The organism is Salmonella sp. 32082101201600294FB01SM01, assembly GCF_017572865.1.
Lineage (GTDB): Bacteria > Pseudomonadota > Gammaproteobacteria > Enterobacterales > Enterobacteriaceae > Salmonella > Salmonella enterica.
Genome location: NZ_JAGESB010000001.1, coordinates 1,274,906 through 1,294,905, shown reverse-complemented (window position 1 = coordinate 1,294,905; position 20,000 = coordinate 1,274,906). Strand labels below are relative to the sequence as shown.

Genomic DNA, 20,000 nt, shown 5'->3' with positions numbered 1-20,000 from the left:
AACGAAGATCCCGCGCAGCGAAGTAGTGTGAAGCAGCTATACACGTTTTTATCAAAGGGAGTCGTCATGCACTTACGTCATCTTTTTTCGCCGCGCCTGCGTGGTTCTTTATTGTTAGGTTCGCTCCTCGTCGCATCCTCATTTAGCACGCTGGCGGCGGAAGACATGCTGCGTAAAGCGGTAGGCAAAGGCGCTTATGAGATGGCCTGGAGTCAGCAAGAAAACGCGCTCTGGCTGGCTACATCGCAAAGCCGTAAACTGGATAAAGGCGGCGTAGTTTATCGTCTCGACCCGGTGACGCTGGAAATCACGCAAGCGATTCATAACGATCTCAAGCCGTTCGGCGCCACCATCAATGCCGCGACCCAAACGCTGTGGTTTGGCAATACCATTAACAGCGCTGTTACCGCGATTGATGCCAAAACGGGTGATGTAAAAGGTCGTCTGGTACTTGATGCGCGCAAACGTACTGAAGAGGTTCGTCCGTTACAGCCCCGTGAGCTGGTTGCCGATGCGGCGACCAACACGATCTACATTAGCGGTGTTGGTAAAGAGAGTGCTATTTGGGTAGTGGATGGCGAAACCATCAAACTGAAAACGACGATCGAAAATACCGGCAAAATGAGTACGGGTCTGGCGCTCGACAGTAAAGCGCAACGCCTGTACACCACCAATGCGGATGGCGAATTTATCACCATCGATACCGCCAGCAATAAAATTCTCAGTCGTAAGAAGTTGCTGGATGACGGTAAAGAACACTTCTTTATTAACCTGAGTCTCGATACCGCAGGTCATCGCGCGTTTATCACCGACTCGAAGGCGACTGAGGTTCTGGTTGTCGATACCCGTAATGGCAATATTCTTGCCAAAATCGCGGCGCCTGCTTCTTTGGCCGTCCTGTTTAACCCGACACGTAACGAGGCGTATGTGACACATCGTCAGGCAGGGCAGGTCAGCGTGATCGATGCGAAGACCTATAACGTTGTTAAAACGTTCGATACGCCAACGTACCCGAATAGCCTGGCGCTATCGGCAGACGGTAAAACGCTCTACGTCAGCGTGAAGCAGAAATCGACACGTGAACAGGAAGCGACGCAGCCGGATGATGTTATTCGCATTGCTCTGTAAATAGGGTATGGAGGGGGAAACCCCTCCAGTCATCTCTTTAAACGCACCGATACGCCTCGTTACACCCCGCCGATAGTCTGATGATTCTGTGAGAATTACACTGCCTTTTTGCTGTAGTTAACTCATTATATTCACGAGGAAAATATGAAAAAGTTATTTATATGCTCAGGTTTGGGCATGATGTTTTTTATGCTTGCGGGTTGCACAACCAACTATGTAATGACGACGAAGAATGGGCAAACGATCGTAACTCAGGGTAAGCCACAGTTAGATAAAGAGACGGGGATGACCAGTTATACCGATCAGGAAGGCAACCAGCGGGAAATTAACAGCAATGATGTGGCGCAGTTGATTAAGGCTGACTAAGCATTGGGCGCGATGCGGTGTTGGCGGCAACGCGCATTAAACCCGGCAGGCCTGGGGCTGCCGGGGAAGGGTAATGTTATGTCGCTGCTTCTTCTTTCAATACGACACTCTCTGTCGAATCCGCCGTCACTGGCGCAGTGCGATGAATCTCCGCCACGCGACGTCGCACGCCAAACCAGCCGGCGACCAGCAGAATAGCGATCAGCGGCAACGAGGCGATAGTGTAAGTTCCATTCGGGTAGTCAAACGCCATGAGTACCAGCACGCTTAGTAAAAACAGCAGCGTTAGCCAGGAGGTAAAAGGCGCGCCGGGCAGTTTAAAACTGACGTCTGCGGCTTTGCCTTCTTTTATCGCCTGGCGTAAACGCATCTGGCACACCATGATAAACGCCCACGACGCGATAATGCCGAGCGAGGCAAAATTAAGAACGATCTCAAACACGCGGGAGGGGACCAGGTAATTCAGGAACACGCCGACCACGTAAACCACCAGAGTCGCCAGAATACCCGCATAGGGCACATGCTGACGGCTCATTTTCGCCATGAATTTCGGCGCGGAACCCCCCATCGACATTGAACGTAAAATTCTCCCCGTACAGTAAAGCCCGGAGTTCAGGCTGGAAAGCGCGGCGGTTAACACCACGATATTCATAATACTGCCGATATAAGGCACGCCAAGTTTAGAAAAGAAGGTGACAAACGGACTTTGCCCCGCCTGGTAGGCGTTCCACGGCAGCAGCAAAACCAGCAATACGACCGATCCTACATAGAAAAGACCAATACGCCAGATCACGCTATTGATGGCTTTTGGCACCATCGTCTGTGGATCTTTGCACTCCCCAGCGGCGGTACCGACCAGTTCAATCGAAGCAAAAGCGAACACCACGCCCTGAATCAGTACCAGCGCGGGCAACAGGCCGTGCGGGAAAAAGCCGCCATTATCTGTAATCAGGTGAAAACCGGTGGCATTACCCTCAAGCGGTTGACCGGTACCGAGAAAAATCGTGCCTACCACCAGGAAGATAACAATGGCGAGTACTTTTATCAGCGCGAACCAGAACTCCATTTCGGCAAACCATTTTACGCCGATCATGTTCATGGTACCGACAATGGTTAACGCACCGAGCGCGAACACCCATTGCGGAACGTCGCCAAATGCGCCCCAGTAGTGCATATATAACGCCACTGCGGTGATATCGACGATCCCTGTCATCGCCCAGTTAATAAAGTACATCCAGCCTGCGACGTAGGCCGCTTTTTCACCCAAAAATTCACGGGCGTAGGAGACGAAACTCCCGCTGGAAGGGCGATGCAATACCAGTTCGCCCAGCGCGCGTAAAATGAAAAAAGAAAAAATGCCGCATATCAGATAGACCAGCGCCAGTGCCGGTCCGGCCATTTGCAATCGGGCGCCTGCACCTAAAAATAAACCGGTGCCAATCGCGCCGCCGATAGCAATCATCTGAACCTGACGATTCCCCATCGCTTTGTGATACCCCTCTTCATGGGCGTTCAGCCAGCGTCGTTTCGCCGCATGTTGTTCTGCGGCGTGCGTAGTCTGTGTTTTCATTACGTTACCTGTTATAGCCTGTCCTGACAGAAAAATTCCTTATGCCGCGACGGGCGCTCACCAATCGATTGCCTGCAATGGCGAATGCCGCTTTTCCCTGATTCTGTGACAGGGATAAAACCGCCGGCGGAGCATCCTACCTGCAATTGTTAAATGACGCAAAACATACGGAAAGAACAAAATGAGAATGTCGAGTTTATTTGTGTGGTCAGATGTGGTGCGGTGTGGTCACGATTCAGCCAGATAAGACGCCAGCACAAATCCGCAGTGCTTGCGTTGCGCAATAATTAACCAGCGCTAATCACTTGTGGGATTTATGGTCATAGATATAACCTCGAACGGTAAACTACCTGACGATATTGCAGCAGCATAAGATAAGGCCGTTGCGCCTGTTATTCTCATTTTCTCCTGAAAATATATGCCTTTGAGCAATTTTGTTGATTGACATATCGTCATAATGAGAGAGGAGTAGGACATATAAAGCTATTGAGCAAAATTTGAAGGAGCAGGATATGCCACATACATCAGTTTCTACCTATGCCAGAGCTTTATCAGGAAATAAGCTACCTCATGTTGCTGCAGGAGATTATGAAAATAAATTATCAACAAAAATCATGAAAGGCATCTTGTGGGTGCTTACCGCAGGACTGGCCTACGGATTTACAAGAGTAATTGAACATTGTTGCAATGTTACGCCTAAAGTTGAGGAGTTCTGTGCCAATGCAGGGAATATCCATAATCACCTTGCTGATGCTGTGTGTGATGGGCTGTATACTATAGATGTCGACCTTTCTGATGGTCGGAGGTTAACATTCGAACAACTCTCGCTGATGGCTGGACGTGAGCCAATCGTCAGGATATCGGATGGCGAACATACCGTTGAGGTTAAGGGGTCCTTTGAAGATATCTGTATGAGACTGGAAGAGGGCTTTTTAGAAGCGCCAGCGTACTATCATTATGATATTGATGAAAAATATAAAACCGTCAGAGAGCGAATAGCAGCATATAATGCCTTACCTCAGGCATTAGGCGCCATTCCGAGTTTAAAATATTATACCGATCGGGCCAGCGACATGCCGGAGGCGAAAGCGCAACGGGCGGCCGACATAAAAGATCGTTACCATAACTATTTGGACAATTATTAAAAAGCGTTTATGTTTAGCCAGTTTTGTTAGAAATCAGACTCGCTGAGCTGGCGTTAAAAATTTTAACACGCCGCTATTTTGGCGGCGTGTCGCAAAGAGATTCTCAGAACCGATTTCCGTTTGTAGGCCAAAATCCCACGTACCTCCGGCGCTGTAGCCGGCCTGTCTTATTTTTTTCAAAAGTATCCAACGCTATTCCACGGATAGGGTATCCTGTTGCGCAGCGATATCCGCCTCAGCCTGTGTGCCGAACGCAAGCATTAATGTTAATGGAAGCCTCAGATGACCTCTTTTTTACATGCTTATTTTACGCGATTACATTGTCAGCCGTTGGGGGTTCCTACGGTTGAAGCGCTCAGAACGCTTCACTTAGCGCACAACTGCGCGATTCCTTTTGAAAATCTGGATGTGCTACTGCCTCGTGAAATACAGCTCGATGAGACGGCATTAGAGGAGAAACTGCTTTATGCCCGACGCGGTGGATACTGTTTTGAACTGAATGGCCTGTTTGAACGTGCGTTACGCGACATCGGTTTTAACGTCCGAAGCTTATTGGGGCGGGTCATTCTGTCTCATCCCGCCAGTTTACCGCCGCGCACGCACCGTTTGCTGCTGGTTGATGTTGAGGACGAGCAGTGGATCGCTGACGTGGGGTTTGGCGGCCAAACGCTAACCGCGCCGCTTCGTCTGCAGGCCGAAATTGCCCAGCAGACGCCGCATGGCGAATACCGCCTGATGCAGGAGGGGAGCACATGGATTTTACAATTCCGCCACCATGAGCACTGGCAGTCGATGTACTGTTTTGATCTGGCGGTGCAGCAGCAGAGCGATCATGTAATGGGCAATTTCTGGTCGGCTCACTGGCCGCAATCCCATTTTCGTCATCATTTGTTGATGTGCCGCCATTTGCCTGATGGCGGCAAGCTGACATTAACGAATTTCCACTTCACGCGTTACCACCAGGGACATGCCGTTGAACAGGTCAATGTACCGGATGTACCGTCGTTGTATCAGTTACTTCAGCAGCAGTTTGGTCTCGGCGTAAATGATGTAAAGCACGGTTTTACCGAGGCGGAGCTGGCCGCGGTAATGGCTGCATTTGATACCCATCCGGAGGCGGGAAAATAGTTTTTTGCCGCGAGGATTTGCGGGCCTGACAACGATTAAAAAGTAATGGCCCATTCGGCATGAAACAGAATGACCGCCTGGCCGGAGATGGTGACGTTGTCCGGCTGGTTATCGCGAATGGTGACGGTAACATCAACAGTACCCTCTTTGCCTAAAGCGCGCCCCTGATGGCCTTGAATCTGCAGCGTTTTACCGTCATGCGCCATCAGGCCATGATGGACGAGCCATGCCCCCATCGGGCCATTGGCGTTTCCCGTTACCGGATCTTCCACAATCCCTATCGCCGGGGAAAACATTCGCCCATCGGTTTCGTTTTTTCCCGGACGAATCTGGAAAGGAAAAAAGCCGTTACAGCCAATTTGCTGGCTGATTGCCGTCAGGGCTTCCAGATTCGGAGAAAGGGCATCAATATCAACGTCTGGTTTGAGCAGGATCATCACTTTTGCATGTCCTGTTGAAGCCACCTGAATTGGCGCTCCCGGCACGATATCATCTTCAGTCAGGTTCAACGCGGTGATGATGGCAGCCCGAATCTCTCCGACTAGCGGTGGTTCAAAAGAGGGCTGACCTTGTTCCAGCGTGATGCGATAGTCATTGTGTTCGGCATGAATTTCAACGCGATGACGGCCCGCTAACGAGGTTTGCCAGACGGTGGTGTTTCCCAATCCCAGTACCGTTGCCCGAACATAATGCGCGGCCACGGTGGCATGACCACAGATGGGGACTTCTACTGTCGGTGTAAAATAGCGTATGCGCACATCACTCTCTTCGCTTTTTAGCAAAAAGGCGGTTTCCGAGTGACGAAGTTCACGGGCAATCAGCTGCATCTGTGCGTCGCTTAGCGTATCCGCATGTAAGACAACGCCAGCAGAGTTGCCGCGAAAAGGTTCGCTGGTGAAGGCGTCAACATGGTAAATCTGCGGTTTCATTGATGTTCTCCTTTGGCTGAAGAATCATCATAGCCTGTGCGCTGCCGAATGACGACGCCCATGTGTTTTCTTTGCCCGGTAAGCGTACGCCCCGGGCAAAGAGAATTAGCGGCGGGTACGAACAATCTGGTAGCGACGGGTGAAATACTCAAACGGCGCGCTCCAGACATGAACCAGACGGGTGAACGGGAAGAGCAGGAAAATAGTCATTCCCAGCACCAGATGAACGCGGAAAACAAACGCCACACCGCTCAGCATTTCCGAAGACCCGCCGCGGAAGGTGACTATACTTTGCGCCCAGCCCACCAACTTCATCATTTCGCTGCCATCCGGATATTGCGCCGAAAACGGAATGGTGCTCAGGCCAAGCAGGCACTGAATCAGCAAAATGCTCATGATGATAATATCTGGTGTAGTGGATGTCGCCCGCACACGCTGATTGGTCAGACGACGCCACAGTAATCCCGCGCCGCCGATCAACGTTAATACGCCGCACACGCCGCCGAGGATCATTGCCATCTGCTGTTTTACCGCAATCGGCAGGAACCAGGCATACATCCAGTGTGGCGTCAGCATCCCAAACAGATGGCCAAAAAAGATCCCCAGAATGCCAATATGGAACAGATTCGACCATATCACCATCCCACGCTTATCCAGCATCTGGCTGGACGACGCGCGCCAGGTGTATTGTCCGTAGTCATAGCGCAGCCAACTGCCGAGGAAGAATACCGTGGCGCAAATATAGGGGTAGATGTCGTAAAAAAAGACGTTCAGGTACTGTATCATTTCGGGCCTCCCGCGCTGACGTCGACGTACTGCGGCGCCGCGTCCTGGCTAAAGCGTCGTTGATAATGGTGTAACGGTGAACTGTCACAGGTCGTGGCGTTATCTTCGATAAACTTCACCTGCTCTTCTTCCCAGACGGCATCCAGTGCCTGACGGGTATCATCCCGCGATTCCTGAACAATTTGCTTTGTGACACTGTCACTTGTAAGCGTACTGCCCGCCAGCGTCAGCAGGGCGTCAAACAGTTGATACCACGGCGCTCCTCGCTGTTTCAGACGACCGCCCAGCAGCGCCAGAATAGGGGCAATATTCTGTAATCCCTCGCGCGCTTCCGCTTCCGGCAACACGCTTAAGTACTCCAGATAGAGCGGCAGGTGATCCGGTAGTTCGCGGCAGTTGAGCTGCAGGCCCACGGTTTCATACTGGCTTAACAAATCGACCATCGCCTGGCCGCGATCGCGGGACTCCGCATGAACATGCTCGAATAACAGCAATGAAGTGGCGCGCCCGCGGTCGAACACTTCGCACCATTCTGCTTGTTTATCCAGTAACGGCGCATAAAGCAGCTCGCGAGTGAAGTCGGTCAGCATTGGCGCATCGTGTTGGATAAGGGCAAGCGCTTCATCCCGATATTCCCACAACTCGTCGTCCGGATACTCCATCAACAGGCCAATCGCTTTGAGGATTTGCATTATTCCCCCTCCGCTTTATCACGTACTTCAGTGATATTGATGGCATCAATACGGCTACTGTTGAACAGATTGAATTTGGTATCCGAGCCGTGACAACCGTCGCCAAAAGTAAAGCCGCAGCCGTTGCGCTCCGGAAAGGCATCGCGCGCCATTTCCCGGTGACTGGTGGGAATGACAAAACGATCTTCATAATTGGCAATCGCCAGGTAGCGATACATCTCTTCAACCTGTTGTACGCTCAGACCCACTTCGTCAATCGCGCGGGTATCCGTCACGCCTTCAACCGTCTGCGAGCGCATGTAGTGGCGCATCGCCATCATCCGCTTTAGCGCCCGAATGACCGGACCGGTATCGCCCGCGCTGAGCATATTGGCCAGGTACTGGACTGGAATACGCAGCGTCTCCACCGCCGGCAGAATATTGCCATTGTGCGGCAACCCGCCCGCGTCGGCGTATGACTGGATGGGCGACAGCGGCGGTACGTACCAGACCATCGGCAGGGTACGGTATTCCGGGTGCAGTGGAAGCGCCAGCTTCCAGTCCATCGCCATTTTGTACACCGGCGACCGTTGGGCGGCGTCGATGACGTTTTGCGGGATGCCCTGTTTAAGCGCCTCTTCGATGACCGCCGGATCGTGCGGATTGAGAAACACATCGCACTGACGTTCATACAAATCTGTCTCGTGTTCGGTACTGGCCGCTTCTTCAATCCTGTCGGCGTCGTAGAGCAGAACGCCAAGATAACGGATGCGCCCGACGCAGGTTTCCGAGCAAACGGTCGGCTGACCGGATTCAATACGCGGATAGCAAAATATGCACTTCTCAGACTTGCCGCTCTTCCAGTTAAAGTAGATTTTTTTGTATGGGCAGCCGCTGATACACAAACGCCAGCCCCGGCATTTATCCTGGTCGATTAGCACGATGCCGTCTTCTTCACGCTTATAAATAGCGCCACTTGGGCAGGTGGCGACACAACTGGGGTTCAGGCAGTGTTCGCACAGGCGCGGCAGGTACATCATGAAGGTGTTTTCGAACTGACCGTACATCTCCTTTTGTATGTTGTCGAAGTTACGGTCGCGGGCGCGTTTTTCAAACTCGCCGCCGAGCAGCTCTTCCCAGTTTGGCCCCCAGATCACCTTGTCCATCCGTTTTCCGTCAATCAGTGAACGAGGGCGAGCAGTGGGCTGATGCTTACTCTCCGGCGCATTATGTAAATGCTGATAATCGAAGGTAAAGGGTTCATAGTAATCATCGATTTGCGGAATCACCGGGTTGGCGAAAATTTTGCTAATTACCCCCATTTTGCCGCCCAGACGGGGCCTTATCTTGCCATTAACATCACGAACCCAACCGCCTTGCCACTCCTGCTGGTCTTCCCAGTTTTTGGGATAGCCGATACCCGGTTTAGTTTCGACGTTATTGAACCATGCGTATTCCATCCCTTCACGTCCGGTCCAGACGTTTTTACAGGTGACGGAGCAGGTGTGACAGCCAATACATTTATCGAGATTCAGTACCATCCCAACCTGTGAGCGTATTTTCATTTTTTCGCCTCCTGTACCTGATCCCGGCCCTCATCATCCAGCCAGTTAATGTTTTTCATTTTCCTGATCATGATGAATTCATCGCGATTCGAACCCACGGTTCCGTAATAGTTGAAGCCGTAAGCCAGTTGCGCATAGCCGCCGATCATATGCGTCGGTTTTGGACAGACCCGGGTCACGGAGTTATGGATCCCGCCGCGCATCCCGGTCACTTCCGAACCCGGAATGTTCATAATCCGCTCCTGGGCGTGGTACATCATGGTCATACCCGGCGGGACGCGCTGGCTGACCACCGCACGAGCGGTAAGGGCGCCATTAGCGTTGAAGGCTTCAATCCAGTCGTTATCTTCAATACCCAATTCACGGGCATCGGCTTCGCTAATCCAGACAATCGGCCCGCCGCGCGACAAGGTCAGCATCAGCAGGTTTTCGCTGTAGGTGGAGTGAATTCCCCATTTCTGGTGCGGCGTCAGGAAGTTAAGCGCTTTTTCCGGGAAACCGTTGGGCGGAATTTCTCGCATTTCGCTGACGCTGCGGGTATCAATCGGCGGGCGATATGCCACCAGGCTTTCGCCAAAAGCGCGCATCCACGCATGATCCTGATAGAGTTGTTGCCGCCCCGACAACGTGCGCCACGGGATCAGTTCATGTACGTTGGTATATCCGGCGTTATAAGAGACATGCTCGCTTTCCAGTCCTGACCAGGTCGGGCTGGAGATAATTTTGCGCGGTTGCGCCTGGATATCACGAAAGCGAATTTTCTCATCTTCTTTATTGATGGCCAGATGGGTGTGCTCGCGCCCGGTCATCTCGCCCAACGCCTGCCAGGCTTTCACCGCCACCTGGCCGTTAGTTTCCGGCGCTAAGGCAAGAATCACTTCCGAGGCATCCAGCGCGGTGTCGATGCGCGGACGTCCTTTCGCCGGGCCATCGTGTTTGGTGTAATTGAGCTTACCGAGGAAATCGACTTCATCTTGCGTATTCCAGGCAATCCCCTTACCGCCGTTGCCTAATTTATCCAGCAGGGGACCCAGCGAGGTAAAACGTTCATAGGTGGCCGGATAATCGCGTTCAACCACGACGATATTGGGGGCTGTTTTGCCCGGAATAAGTTCGCACTCGCCTTTACGCCAGTCGAGAATATCAAATGGCTGCGCCAGTTCCGCCGGGGAATCATGCTGGAGCGGGTGTAACACCACATCGGTTTCCTGTCCGAGGTGTCCGACACACACCTCAGAAAAGACGCTGGCGATACCTTTGTAGATTTCCCAGTCGCTTTTGGATTCCCAGGCAGGATCGACCGCGGCGGAAAGGGGGTGGATAAACGGATGCATATCCGAGGTATTCATATCGTCTTTTTCATACCAGGTGGCGGTCGGCAAGACGATATCGGAAAACAGACAGGTACTGGACATACGGAAATCAAGCGTGACCAACAGATCGAGCTTGCCCTCAATCGCGGCGGACTGCCATTCCACCTCTTCAGGCTTAATTCCTTCGCTGGAGCCCAGCGCTTCGCCCTGGATACCGCTGTCGGTGCCCAGCAGATATTTGAGGATATACTCATGACCTTTCCCGGAGGAGCCGAGCAGGTTAGAGCGCCAGACAAATAAATTTCGCGGGTGATTATGACCACTGTCAGGCTGTTCGCAGGCAAAACGGATAGCGCCTGATTTCAACGCCTGCACGGTATAATCCGCCGCAGACAGCCCGGCTTTAGCGGCGCTCGCTTTCACGCTGAGCGGGTTAAGATTAAGCTGCGGCGCCGAGGGTAGCCAGCCCATACGTTCCGCGCGCACGTTGAAATCGATCAGGTGTCCGGAAAATTTAGCCGGATCGGCCAACGGCGACAGCAACTCTTGCGCAGTCAGTTTTTCATAGCGCCACTGGCTGGCATGGTTGTAGAAAAACGAGGTACTGTTCATCTGACGCGGCGGGCGATTCCAGTCCAGCGCGAAGGCCAGCGGCAGCCAGCCGGTTTGCGGCCGCAGCTTCTCCTGGCCGACATAGTGCGCCCAGCCGCCGCCGGTTTGTCCAACACAGCCACAGAACACCAGCATGTTAATCATCCCACGGTAATTCATATCCATGTGATACCAGTGATTCACTCCCGCGCCGAGGATGATCATCGAACGACCATGAGTTTTATGGGCGGTCTCGGCAAATTCACGCGCAATAGTTTCGATATGTCGACGCGGCACGCCGGTAATCTGTTCGCCCCAGGCCGGCGTGTAGGCTTTTACGTCGTTATAATTATTGGCGCTATGGCAGTCATCCAGACCACGATCCAGCCCATAATTAGCCAGCACCAGATCGTAAACGCTGACGACCATCCGCTCGCGACCGTCCGCCAGAGCCAGGCGTTTCACCGGTAACTGACGTACCAGCACCGGTTCCTGCCGTACGCTGCGAAAATGTGGGTTTTCGTTGCCGCCAAAATAGGGGAAAGCGACACCCGCCACGTCATCATGCTGACCAAGTAAAGAGAGCGACAGTTCAGTTTCGACGCCCGCCGCCACCGGTTCCAGGTTCCATTTTCCCTTTTCGCCCCAGCGAAAACCGATAGAACCGTTGGGCGCGACCAGTTCGCCCGTACTGTTGAGCGCGACGGTTTTCCATTCCGGATTATTGGCTTCTCCCAGTCCATCCACCAGATCCGACGCGCGCATCATACGCCCCGGTACATAACTGCCGTCTGCGCGCTCATCCAACAGGACCAGCATTGGCATATCGGTATAACGGCGGCAATAGTTAAGAAAATAGTCGCTGGGATTATCGAGATGAAACTCTTTTAAAATGACGTGACCCATGGCCATCGCCAGCGCGCTGTCGGTACCTTGCTTTGGCGCCAGCCACTGATCGCACAGTTTAGCGACTTCGGAATAGTCCGGGGTGATGGCGATTGTCTTGGTGCCTTTGTAGCGCACTTCGGTAAAGAAGTGGGCGTCCGGGGTACGCGTCTGCGGCACGTTAGAGCCCCAGGCAATAATGTAGGCTGAGTTATACCAGTCGGCGGACTCCGGCACGTCAGTCTGCTCGCCCCAGGTCATTGGAGACGCGGGCGGAAGATCGCAATACCAGTCATAGAAACTCAGACAAGTACCGCCAAGCAATGACAGATAACGTGTTCCGGCGGCGTAAGAAACCATCGACATTGCTGGAATAGGTGAAAACCCCGCCACACGATCCGGGCCATAGGTTTTGATTGTCCAGACGTTAGCGGCGGCAATGAGCTGATTCAGCTCTTTCCAGTTCGAACGAATAAAGCCGCCATGTCCGCGCACCTGTTTGTAACTTTGGCATTTCTGCGGGTCGTTCATTATCGATTCCCATGCCAGTACCGGATCGCTGTGCCGGGAAAGGGCCTCGCGCCACAGTTCTATCAGCCGCTTACGCACCAGAGGGTATTTCAGACGATTGGCGCTATAGAGATACCAGGAGTAGCTGGCGCCGCGCGGGCAGCCGCGCGGTTCATGGTTCGGCAAATCGGGACGCGTGCGCGGGTAGTCGGTTTGCTGAGTTTCCCACGTCACCAGACCGTTTTTGACATAAATTTTCCAGCTACAGGAGCCCGTGCAGTTGACGCCGTGGGTTGAGCGCACGATCTTATCAAACTGCCAGCGCTGGCGATAACTGTCTTCCCAGTCGCGGTTGGTATACATCACCTGACCATGGCCGTCGGCAAAGGTATCGCCTTTTTGTTTAAAGTAACGAAAGCGATCCAACAGTTTACTCATGACATTTCTCCTGCTTCGATAAATTTTCCGCCATCCTGTCGATTTGGCGTTAAACCATTGCCGGATGGCCGTCCTACAGGTATGTATGTTGTTATTGTTGTTTAGGCTTACGACGCCCGTAGACCAGCCAGGTCAGCAGGACGCAAGCGATGTAAAACAGCAAAAAGATTTTCATGGCGCCCACCGGCGAGCCGGTCAATGCCAAAGAGGTGCCAAACGCTTTTGGAATAAAGAAGCCGCCCACAGCGCCAATAGCGGAGATAAACCCGAGCGCGGCGGCGGTATCCGTCACCGCTTCGCGCTGCGCCTGCTCATCGCTCCCGCCGCGCAGTTTGACGTTGTAGAGCGTGATCTGACGAAAGATCACCGCAATCATCTGGAAGGTAGAACCGCTGCCGAGACCCGCTGTCAAAAACAGGCCCATAAAAACAAGATAGAACGCGCTAAAGCTGCCTGCGCCGGATCCTGGCAGCGTGAGGAATAGCAGGGCGGTAAACAGCGCCATAAAGATAAAATTAATGAGCGTTACGCGAACGCCGCCGAATTTATCGGAGATCACGCCGCCTGCCGATCGCGCCAGCGCGCCGATAAAGGGGCCAAAGAACGCCAGTTGCAGAATGTTTACGTCGGGAAATTGCGTTTTGGCGAGCATGGCGAAACCTGCGGAAAAGCCGATGAATGACCCGAATGTCGCCAGGTACAGCAGGCTAAGCAGCCACAGGTGCAGGCGTTTTAGCACCGGCAATTGCGAGGCGACAGACGCTTTTGAACTGCCGATATCGTTCATACCAAACCAGGCGGCAAGTGTCGCGACAGCCAGTAACGGCACCCAGATCCAGGCGGCGTTAGTGAGGGCGAGCAGGGAGCCATCAGGTTGCGGTACGCCCCGGACGCCTAAAAAAGTAAATATCGGCAGAAAAATAACCAGCGGCGCAATCAACTGCATCACACTGACGCCAAGATTTCCCAAGCCGCCGTTAATACCCAACGCGCTACCTTGTCTGGCTTTTGGAAAGAAAAAACTGATGTTGCCCATACTGGACGCGAAGTTTGCCCCCGCAAAACCGCACAACAGAGCGATGAGCATAAATACCCCGAAAGGGGTGGCGGGATTTTGCACGGCGAATCCCAGCCAGGCGCAGGGAATAATCAATATTACGGTGCTTAATACGGTCCATTTACGGCCACCAAACAGTGGCACCATAAAGGAGTAGGGAACGCGTAATATTGCGCCGGAAAGAGAAGGTAATGCGGTTAATAAAAAGAGTTGGTCGGTGGTAAAATTAAATCCAATTTTATTGAGGTTGACGGCAACAGCGCTAAACAACATCCAGACGCAAAATGCCAGGAGCAAACAACTTACTGAAATCCATAAGTTTCTTCTGGCGATGCCTTTCCCTTTATTCTCCCAGAAGGCTGGATTTTCGGGCCGCCAGTCACTCAAGAGATAACGGTTATAATTCTCGTTTTGTCGTGTCATTTTACCCCTCACATGCGCATATCATTTGAAAAAAACACAAAAAAGAGACAGAGCGTCACGCGCTCTTTTGAGAACTTATTGAAGTTTTTTTAGAATATTGAGTGAAAGAATAGATAAAAAACCAGGCCAGCGCGGCGCGAAGAGGAGATATGATGTTTCTTAATTGTTACTATTTGTAAACTAAAAGTGATTTTTATTAAATTATTTGTAACTTTACGCAAAGAGTTCAAGCGTAATCATCCGATCCAGATGGTATTTAAACGCGGGATCGGCCATTTCCGGAATACCCAGCACATACATACCGTCCAGCCCGCACACCAGTGCGATAAGCCGCCAGGCGATATCCGTGGCGTTAGCAGTAAACGTAAATTCTCCTGCCTGTTTGCCCTGCTCAATAATTGTGACCGTTTCCTCATGCCACATCTGCATCGTAAGGAGATAAGCATCTCTGATGTGCGGATCCCGGTCGGCCAGAATTTGCGCCTCTCGCCACAATTTTATGTAAGGCTCAAAGCCGCCGTCTTCGCTACCCAACATAGCGTGAAGCCGTGCACGCCAGGTGGCGGGCGGCGGAACTTGCCCGGCATCAAGCAGGGTGCGGATCAAATGGACAAAGGCCAGCGCTTTGAGCTCGCCCGCCGAGCTGAAGTGGTGATGCACCTGGCCGGCGGCGACATCGGCTTCTGATGCAATTCGTCGCACCGTCATGGCGGCAAACCCGTCTGCCAGCGCCACGCGCATCGCCGCTTGCAGGATCACTTCGCGGCGTTCATCCCGGTTAAGGTAACTCATATTTTCCCCACATTAGCCAATGCGCGCAGTGTAACAAAAAGCTGGACATTCGTTCAACTTACCGTAGGATCCTGAAGCTGGACAAGCGTCCAAATTTGAGTTTTTGAAGGGAGAGTTATGTTTCGTCAGTGGTTAACGTTAGTCATTATTGTGCTGGTCTATATTCCTGTCGCCATTGATGCCACGGTCTTGCATGTCGCCGCCCCGACACTGAGTATGACACTGGGGGCCAGCGACAACGAGCTGCTGTGGATCATTGATATTTATTCTTTGGTCATGGCTGGCATGGTGTTGCCGATGGGCGCGCTTGGCGATCGTATCGGTTTTAAACGCCTGCTGATGCTGGGCGGGACGCTCTTTGGCCTGGCATCATTGGCGGCGGCGTTTTCGCATACCGCCAGTTGGCTTATCGCCACCAGGGTATTACTGGCTATTGGCGCGGCGATGATTGTACCGGCGACGCTGGCCGGGATACGCGCCACCTTTTGTGAAGAGAAGCATCGCAACATGGCGCTGGGCGTCTGGGCAGCGGTAGGTTCGGGCGGAGCGGCGTTTGGGCCGCTCATCGGCGGCATATTATTAGAGCATTTTTACTGGGGATCGGTTTTCCTGATCAACGTGCCGATTGTGCTGGTCGTAATGGGCTTAACCGCCCGCTATGTTCCTCGCCAGGCGGGCCGTCGCGATCAACCGCTCAATCTTGGCCATGCGGTGATGCTGATTGTTGCTATTTTGCTGTTAGTCTATAGCGCTAAAACCGCGCTGAAAGGGCATCTGTCGCTGTGGGTCATCTCGTTTACCCTGCTTACCGGCGCGCTGCTCCTGGGACTCTTTATCCGCACACAGCTTGCGACATCGCGTCCGATGATTGATATGCGACTATTTACCCATCGCATTATCCTGAGCGGCGTCGTGATGGCGATGACCGCGATGATCACTCTGGTGGGTTTTGAGCTGCTGATGGCGCAAGAGCTGCAGTTTGTTCACGGGCTATCGCCTTATGAGGCCGGGGTATTTATGCTGCCGGTGATGGTCGCCAGTGGATTCAGCGGGCCGATTGCGGGCGCGCTGGTCTCGCGTCTGGGACTACGGCTGGTCGCGACGGGCGGCATGGCGTTAAGCGCGCTGAGTTTTTATGGCCTGGCGATGACGGATTTCAGCACCCAACAATGGCAGGCTTGGGGGCTGATGGCGCTGCTGGGATTTAGCGCCGCCAGCGCATTGCTGGCTTCCACGTCGGCAATTATGGCCGCTGCGCCGGCAGAAAAAGCGGCGGCGGCCGGCGCGATCGAAACGATGGCTTATGAACTGGGCGCGGGACTGGGCATCGCCATTTTCGGTCTGTTGTTAAGCCGTAGCTTCTCCGCGTCTATCCGTCTGCCTGCCGGGCTTGAGGCGCAAGAGATTGCCAGAGCGTCATCTTCAATGGGGGAAGCCGTGCAGTTGGCGAATAGCCTGCCGCCCACGCTGGGGCAGGCAATACTGGACGCCGCCAGACAGGCCTTTATCTGGTCGCATAGTGTGGCGTTAAGCAGCGCCGGGAGTATGCTTCTTTTGCTGGCGGTAGGGATGTGGTTCAGCCTGGCAAAAGCCCAACGCCGATAACATAACGCCTGATGAGATAAGCGCTTAATGCGCTAGCTGGCAGGGGGAGTCCATTTCCTCAACCTCTTTACCGCTGAGGCGTGCGTATTGCCCCGTCAGTCGCCAGAAAGCAGGCTGGGTTTCGGTATAAATTTCCGCAGCCAGAATCAGCCGACGGCGATCAACTTCGTTCAGTTCCAGTAAGGTCCAGGGAATAAAATAGCGATCGGTATCGGTAAGCCGAAACCACAGCGGACACCCGCAGCCGGAACAGAAGTAGCGTTCGCCGCGTGAAGAGGATGAAAAGTATGGCGGTTCCGGGGAAAGGGGGTCTAGCTGTGGTTGCCCGCAGGCTTCCAGATACATGGCTATTCCACCCGACCATTTTTGACACAGCGTACAATGGCAGGCATAGACATCCAGCATTTCGACGTCAACGGTAAAATGGCTCTGTCCGCAAAGACAACGACCAGTGAACGTCTGCACGGCATACTCCTTATGACCGAGTCTACATCAAGAGAAAAAGCCAGCCCTGAAAGGACTGGCTTTGTATTCAGACTACAACAAAATTAGAACTGGTAGTTCAGACCAACAGCAACGATGTTGTCAGTGCTGATCTGCGCAACATTTTTAGTGAAGTTGGTGTCATCCAGCAGGTTGATTTTGTAATCAACGAAGGTGGACATGTTTTTGTTGAAGTAGTAGGTAGCACCGACATCGATGTACTCAACCAGATCCTGGTCGCCGTAAGCACCCAGATCTTTACCTTTGGATTTCAGGTAAGCAATGGACGGACGCAGACCGAAGTCGAACTGGTACTGAGCAACAGCTTCAAAGTTCTGAGTTTTGTTAGCAATACCGTCGATTTTACCGAATGTGGTCATATTCAGCGTTTCGGAGTAGGTGGTCGCCAGATAGATATTGTTCGCATCATATTTCAGACCAGCAGCCCACACTTCCGCATTCTGGCCAGAAGCATACAGGCCATTGGTGCCGTTGCGCACCTGACGGTCAGTACGGTCAGACTTCGCATAGGCCGCACCCACGCCAAAACCTTCGTACTCATACGTTGCGGACAGACCGAAACCGTCGCCGTTTGCTTCTACTTCATTGTCACGATCGTTTTTGCCCTGATACTGCGCGGCAAAGTTCAGACCTTCAACCAGACCGAAGAAATCGGTGTTACGGTAGGTGGCAACGCCGGTAGCACGCTGGGTCATGAATACGTCAGTCTGGGTCCAGGTATCGCCACCGAACTCAGGCAGAACGTCGGTCCATGCGCCGATGTCGTAAGCAACGCCGTAGTTACGACCGTAGTCGAAAGAACCGTATTCAGCGAATTTCAGACCAGCGAATGCCAGACGGGTTTTGTCTTTGTCGGAACCTTCAGATTCAGTACGGTTGCCTTTGAATTCATATTCCCACTGGCCAAAACCAACCAGTTGGTCATTGATCTGCGTTTCGCCTTTAAAGCCCAGACGCGCGTAAGTTTTGTCACCATCACTTCCGTTATCATCAGAGAAATAATGCTGAGCGTGAACTTTACCGTACAGATCCAGTTTATTGCCGTCTTTGTTATATACCTCGGCTGCATTTACAACGCCTGCTGCCAACAGGGAAGTCACTGCCACTGCCACTAACTTAAGTTTCATTTTAATAATCCTTATAATTTTCTTAGCGTGTTTCCTCAACCATTGTTAAACGAGGCGTTTGTCAATGGCAGACTATTTTTAAATGACGGAGTGGCATAAGTTCAATAATAAGTTTCATAAGATTACAAATTATTTTAATTTGTGTGATCGAGATCTCCTTAATACATTTGAGAGTATTAATTCAAATAGGGACTGTCTAATAAGATATATTTTCGGAGGGGACTATTGGGCTGTTTATGGTTTTATTTTTGGTAGTAACTACTGATTATTATATGCACTAATAACAGTTGCGAGCTAGCGTTAATTATATATTTGTTAATAAAATTATATCATCAAATTAACATATTTAACGATTTTATAAAATTCATTTTTACCAGCGCATACTGGTATGGCGCAGGAGGAGCACGTGAAAATGGAAAATCGTCAAATACACACAGGCGATAGATAAAAGCGTAGTTGTGTTATGAAGAGTGTCAAGGTACAGCGGGTCGATTTAATATCAACATCGGCCCGCCCGTCGCTATTAGCGCCGCCGCGTTGCCAGCCAACAAAGTAGCGAGCCTACGCAAACCATGACTGCGCCTTGCCAGAAGGAGAATGACAGTGGTGAGCTGAGTAACAGCGCGGCCAGAGCAGAGGACATGACGGGGGTAAAATAAGACCCTACGGCCATGATAGTCACATTGCCATGAAGTATGCCCACATTCCATGCGGCGTAGGCAAACCCTAACGTTAATGCCGCGGTAAAAAGTTTAGCAATCACCGGTAGGCTAAATATCATGGCAGGTTGCGGAGTAAGAAAATAGTGGAACCACAGCGCCACGGCGGTGAGTAACACAAAGACGGTGATACCGTTAAAACCACGCGCATATTTATTGGTGACCGTGCAGTACGTCGCCCATATAAACGCCCCAAGAAATGCCAGTAAATAACTTAGCGGACTGGTGGCGACATTGTTGATAATTTCTCCGGCATTAAGACCATTCTCGCCCCCCAGAACCCAGCAAACGCCAGTAAGTGCAATAAGCAATCCAGGCACAATAAGCCAGTTAGTTTTTTGCCCATTAAAAAGAATGGCAAACAGAATAGTCAGGCTGGGCCATAAATAGTTAACCATGCCGACTTCGATAGCCTGATGGCGAGTGGCGGCATAACCGAGAGAAAGCGCCAGGCATATTTCATAACTGACAAACAGTACGCTGCCTGCGATGAGGTATCGCCCCGGGAAACGACGGATATCAGGTAATCCGACGGTAAAAATCAGCAGCAGGCCGCTTAATGAATAGATCATGGCTGCGCCGCCTACCGGTCCGAGACCTTCGCTGACGCCGCGAATTAACCCAACCATCGTGCTCCACAGAACGATGGCAACAAGCCCTATTAGCGTTGCTTTTTGTGATGTCATGCTTTGTGACTGTCCTGAATACCGCGCAAAATAAACTGCCACTTATAGCACTTTTTCCGAGT

At 52.2% G+C, this 20,000-nt stretch carries 16 protein-coding genes; 5 read left to right on the top strand and 11 right to left on the bottom strand.

Annotation, left to right across the window (positions count from 1 at the left end; genetic code table 11):
- Positions 1–66: 66 nt before the first annotated feature.
- Entirely contained in the window at positions 67–1,128 is a 1,062-nt protein-coding gene (locus J4645_RS06280; RefSeq protein ID WP_000550636.1) for a YncE family protein, read from the top strand.
- 144 nt (positions 1,129–1,272) lie between these two features.
- The gene (locus tag J4645_RS06275; RefSeq protein ID WP_000732362.1) at positions 1,273–1,494 is read left to right on the top strand and encodes a YgdI/YgdR family lipoprotein; all 222 of its coding nucleotides are present in this window, start codon (positions 1,273–1,275) and stop codon (positions 1,492–1,494) included.
- Between the two features lie 76 nt (positions 1,495–1,570).
- On the opposite strand, the gene ansP is transcribed toward J4645_RS06275, so the two are convergent.
- Positions 1,571–3,064, bottom strand: a complete 1,494-nt coding sequence (ansP, locus tag J4645_RS06270) for an L-asparagine permease (RefSeq protein WP_000857112.1) — start codon at positions 3,062–3,064, stop codon at positions 1,571–1,573.
- 512 nt (positions 3,065–3,576) lie between these two features.
- Between ansP and J4645_RS06265 the strand changes: the two genes are divergently transcribed.
- Together J4645_RS06265 and nhoA are read left to right on the top strand one after the other, a co-directional pair.
- Entirely contained in the window at positions 3,577–4,209 is a 633-nt protein-coding gene (locus J4645_RS06265) for a hypothetical protein (protein WP_023214603.1), read from the top strand.
- A 282-nt stretch (positions 4,210–4,491) separates the two neighbouring features.
- Positions 4,492–5,337, top strand: coding sequence for an N-hydroxyarylamine O-acetyltransferase (nhoA, locus tag J4645_RS06260; RefSeq protein WP_023213289.1), 846 nt, complete (start codon positions 4,492–4,494; stop codon positions 5,335–5,337).
- Between the two features lie 35 nt (positions 5,338–5,372).
- Here nhoA and J4645_RS06255 read toward each other — a convergent pair whose 3' ends face one another.
- The 7 genes from J4645_RS06255 to J4645_RS06225 form a co-directional block, all read right to left on the bottom strand.
- Entirely contained in the window at positions 5,373–6,266 is an 894-nt protein-coding gene (locus J4645_RS06255; protein WP_000804302.1) for a PhzF family isomerase, read from the bottom strand.
- Positions 6,267–6,371: 105 nt separating this feature from the next.
- Positions 6,372–7,052, bottom strand: a complete 681-nt coding sequence (narI, locus tag J4645_RS06250) for a respiratory nitrate reductase subunit gamma (RefSeq protein ID WP_000617106.1) — start codon at positions 7,050–7,052, stop codon at positions 6,372–6,374.
- A complete protein-coding gene (gene narW, locus J4645_RS06245) occupies positions 7,049–7,744 on the bottom strand; it encodes a nitrate reductase molybdenum cofactor assembly chaperone (protein WP_023214604.1) in 696 nt (231 codons plus the stop codon). Before narW ends, narI begins: the two co-directional genes overlap by 4 nt.
- Positions 7,744–9,288, bottom strand: coding sequence for a nitrate reductase subunit beta (gene narH, locus J4645_RS06240; RefSeq protein WP_000702595.1), 1,545 nt, complete (start codon positions 9,286–9,288; stop codon positions 7,744–7,746). Before narH ends, narW begins: the two co-directional genes overlap by 1 nt.
- A complete protein-coding gene (locus tag J4645_RS06235) occupies positions 9,285–13,025 on the bottom strand; it encodes a nitrate reductase subunit alpha (RefSeq protein WP_023214605.1) in 3,741 nt (1,246 codons plus the stop codon). Before J4645_RS06235 ends, narH begins: the two co-directional genes overlap by 4 nt.
- Before the next feature lie 91 nt (positions 13,026–13,116).
- Positions 13,117–14,505 (bottom strand): NarK family nitrate/nitrite MFS transporter, encoded by a 1,389-nt coding sequence (locus J4645_RS06230; RefSeq protein ID WP_000198255.1) that lies wholly within the window; start codon positions 14,503–14,505, stop codon positions 13,117–13,119.
- 213 nt (positions 14,506–14,718) lie between these two features.
- A complete protein-coding gene (locus J4645_RS06225; RefSeq protein ID WP_000121038.1) occupies positions 14,719–15,297 on the bottom strand; it encodes a TetR family transcriptional regulator in 579 nt (192 codons plus the stop codon).
- A 117-nt stretch (positions 15,298–15,414) separates the two neighbouring features.
- On the opposite strand from J4645_RS06225, the gene smvA reads away from it, so the two are divergent.
- A complete protein-coding gene (smvA, locus tag J4645_RS06220; RefSeq protein WP_023214606.1) occupies positions 15,415–16,902 on the top strand; it encodes a methyl viologen efflux MFS transporter SmvA in 1,488 nt (495 codons plus the stop codon).
- 24 nt (positions 16,903–16,926) lie between these two features.
- Here the strand turns inward: smvA and J4645_RS06215 are convergent, their stop codons facing one another.
- The 3 genes from J4645_RS06215 to yddG form a co-directional block, all read right to left on the bottom strand.
- On the bottom strand, positions 16,927–17,307 hold the full coding sequence (locus J4645_RS06215) for a GFA family protein (RefSeq protein WP_077905442.1): 381 nt from the start codon (positions 17,305–17,307) through the stop codon (positions 16,927–16,929).
- Between the two features lie 143 nt (positions 17,308–17,450).
- On the bottom strand, positions 17,451–18,533 hold the full coding sequence (gene ompD, locus J4645_RS06210) for a porin OmpD (RefSeq protein WP_000769043.1): 1,083 nt from the start codon (positions 18,531–18,533) through the stop codon (positions 17,451–17,453).
- Between the two features lie 523 nt (positions 18,534–19,056).
- Complete coding sequence (gene yddG / locus J4645_RS06205; protein WP_000203786.1) at positions 19,057–19,938, bottom strand: aromatic amino acid efflux DMT transporter YddG; 882 nt, start codon at positions 19,936–19,938, stop codon at positions 19,057–19,059.
- Positions 19,939–20,000: the final 62 nt, after the last annotated feature.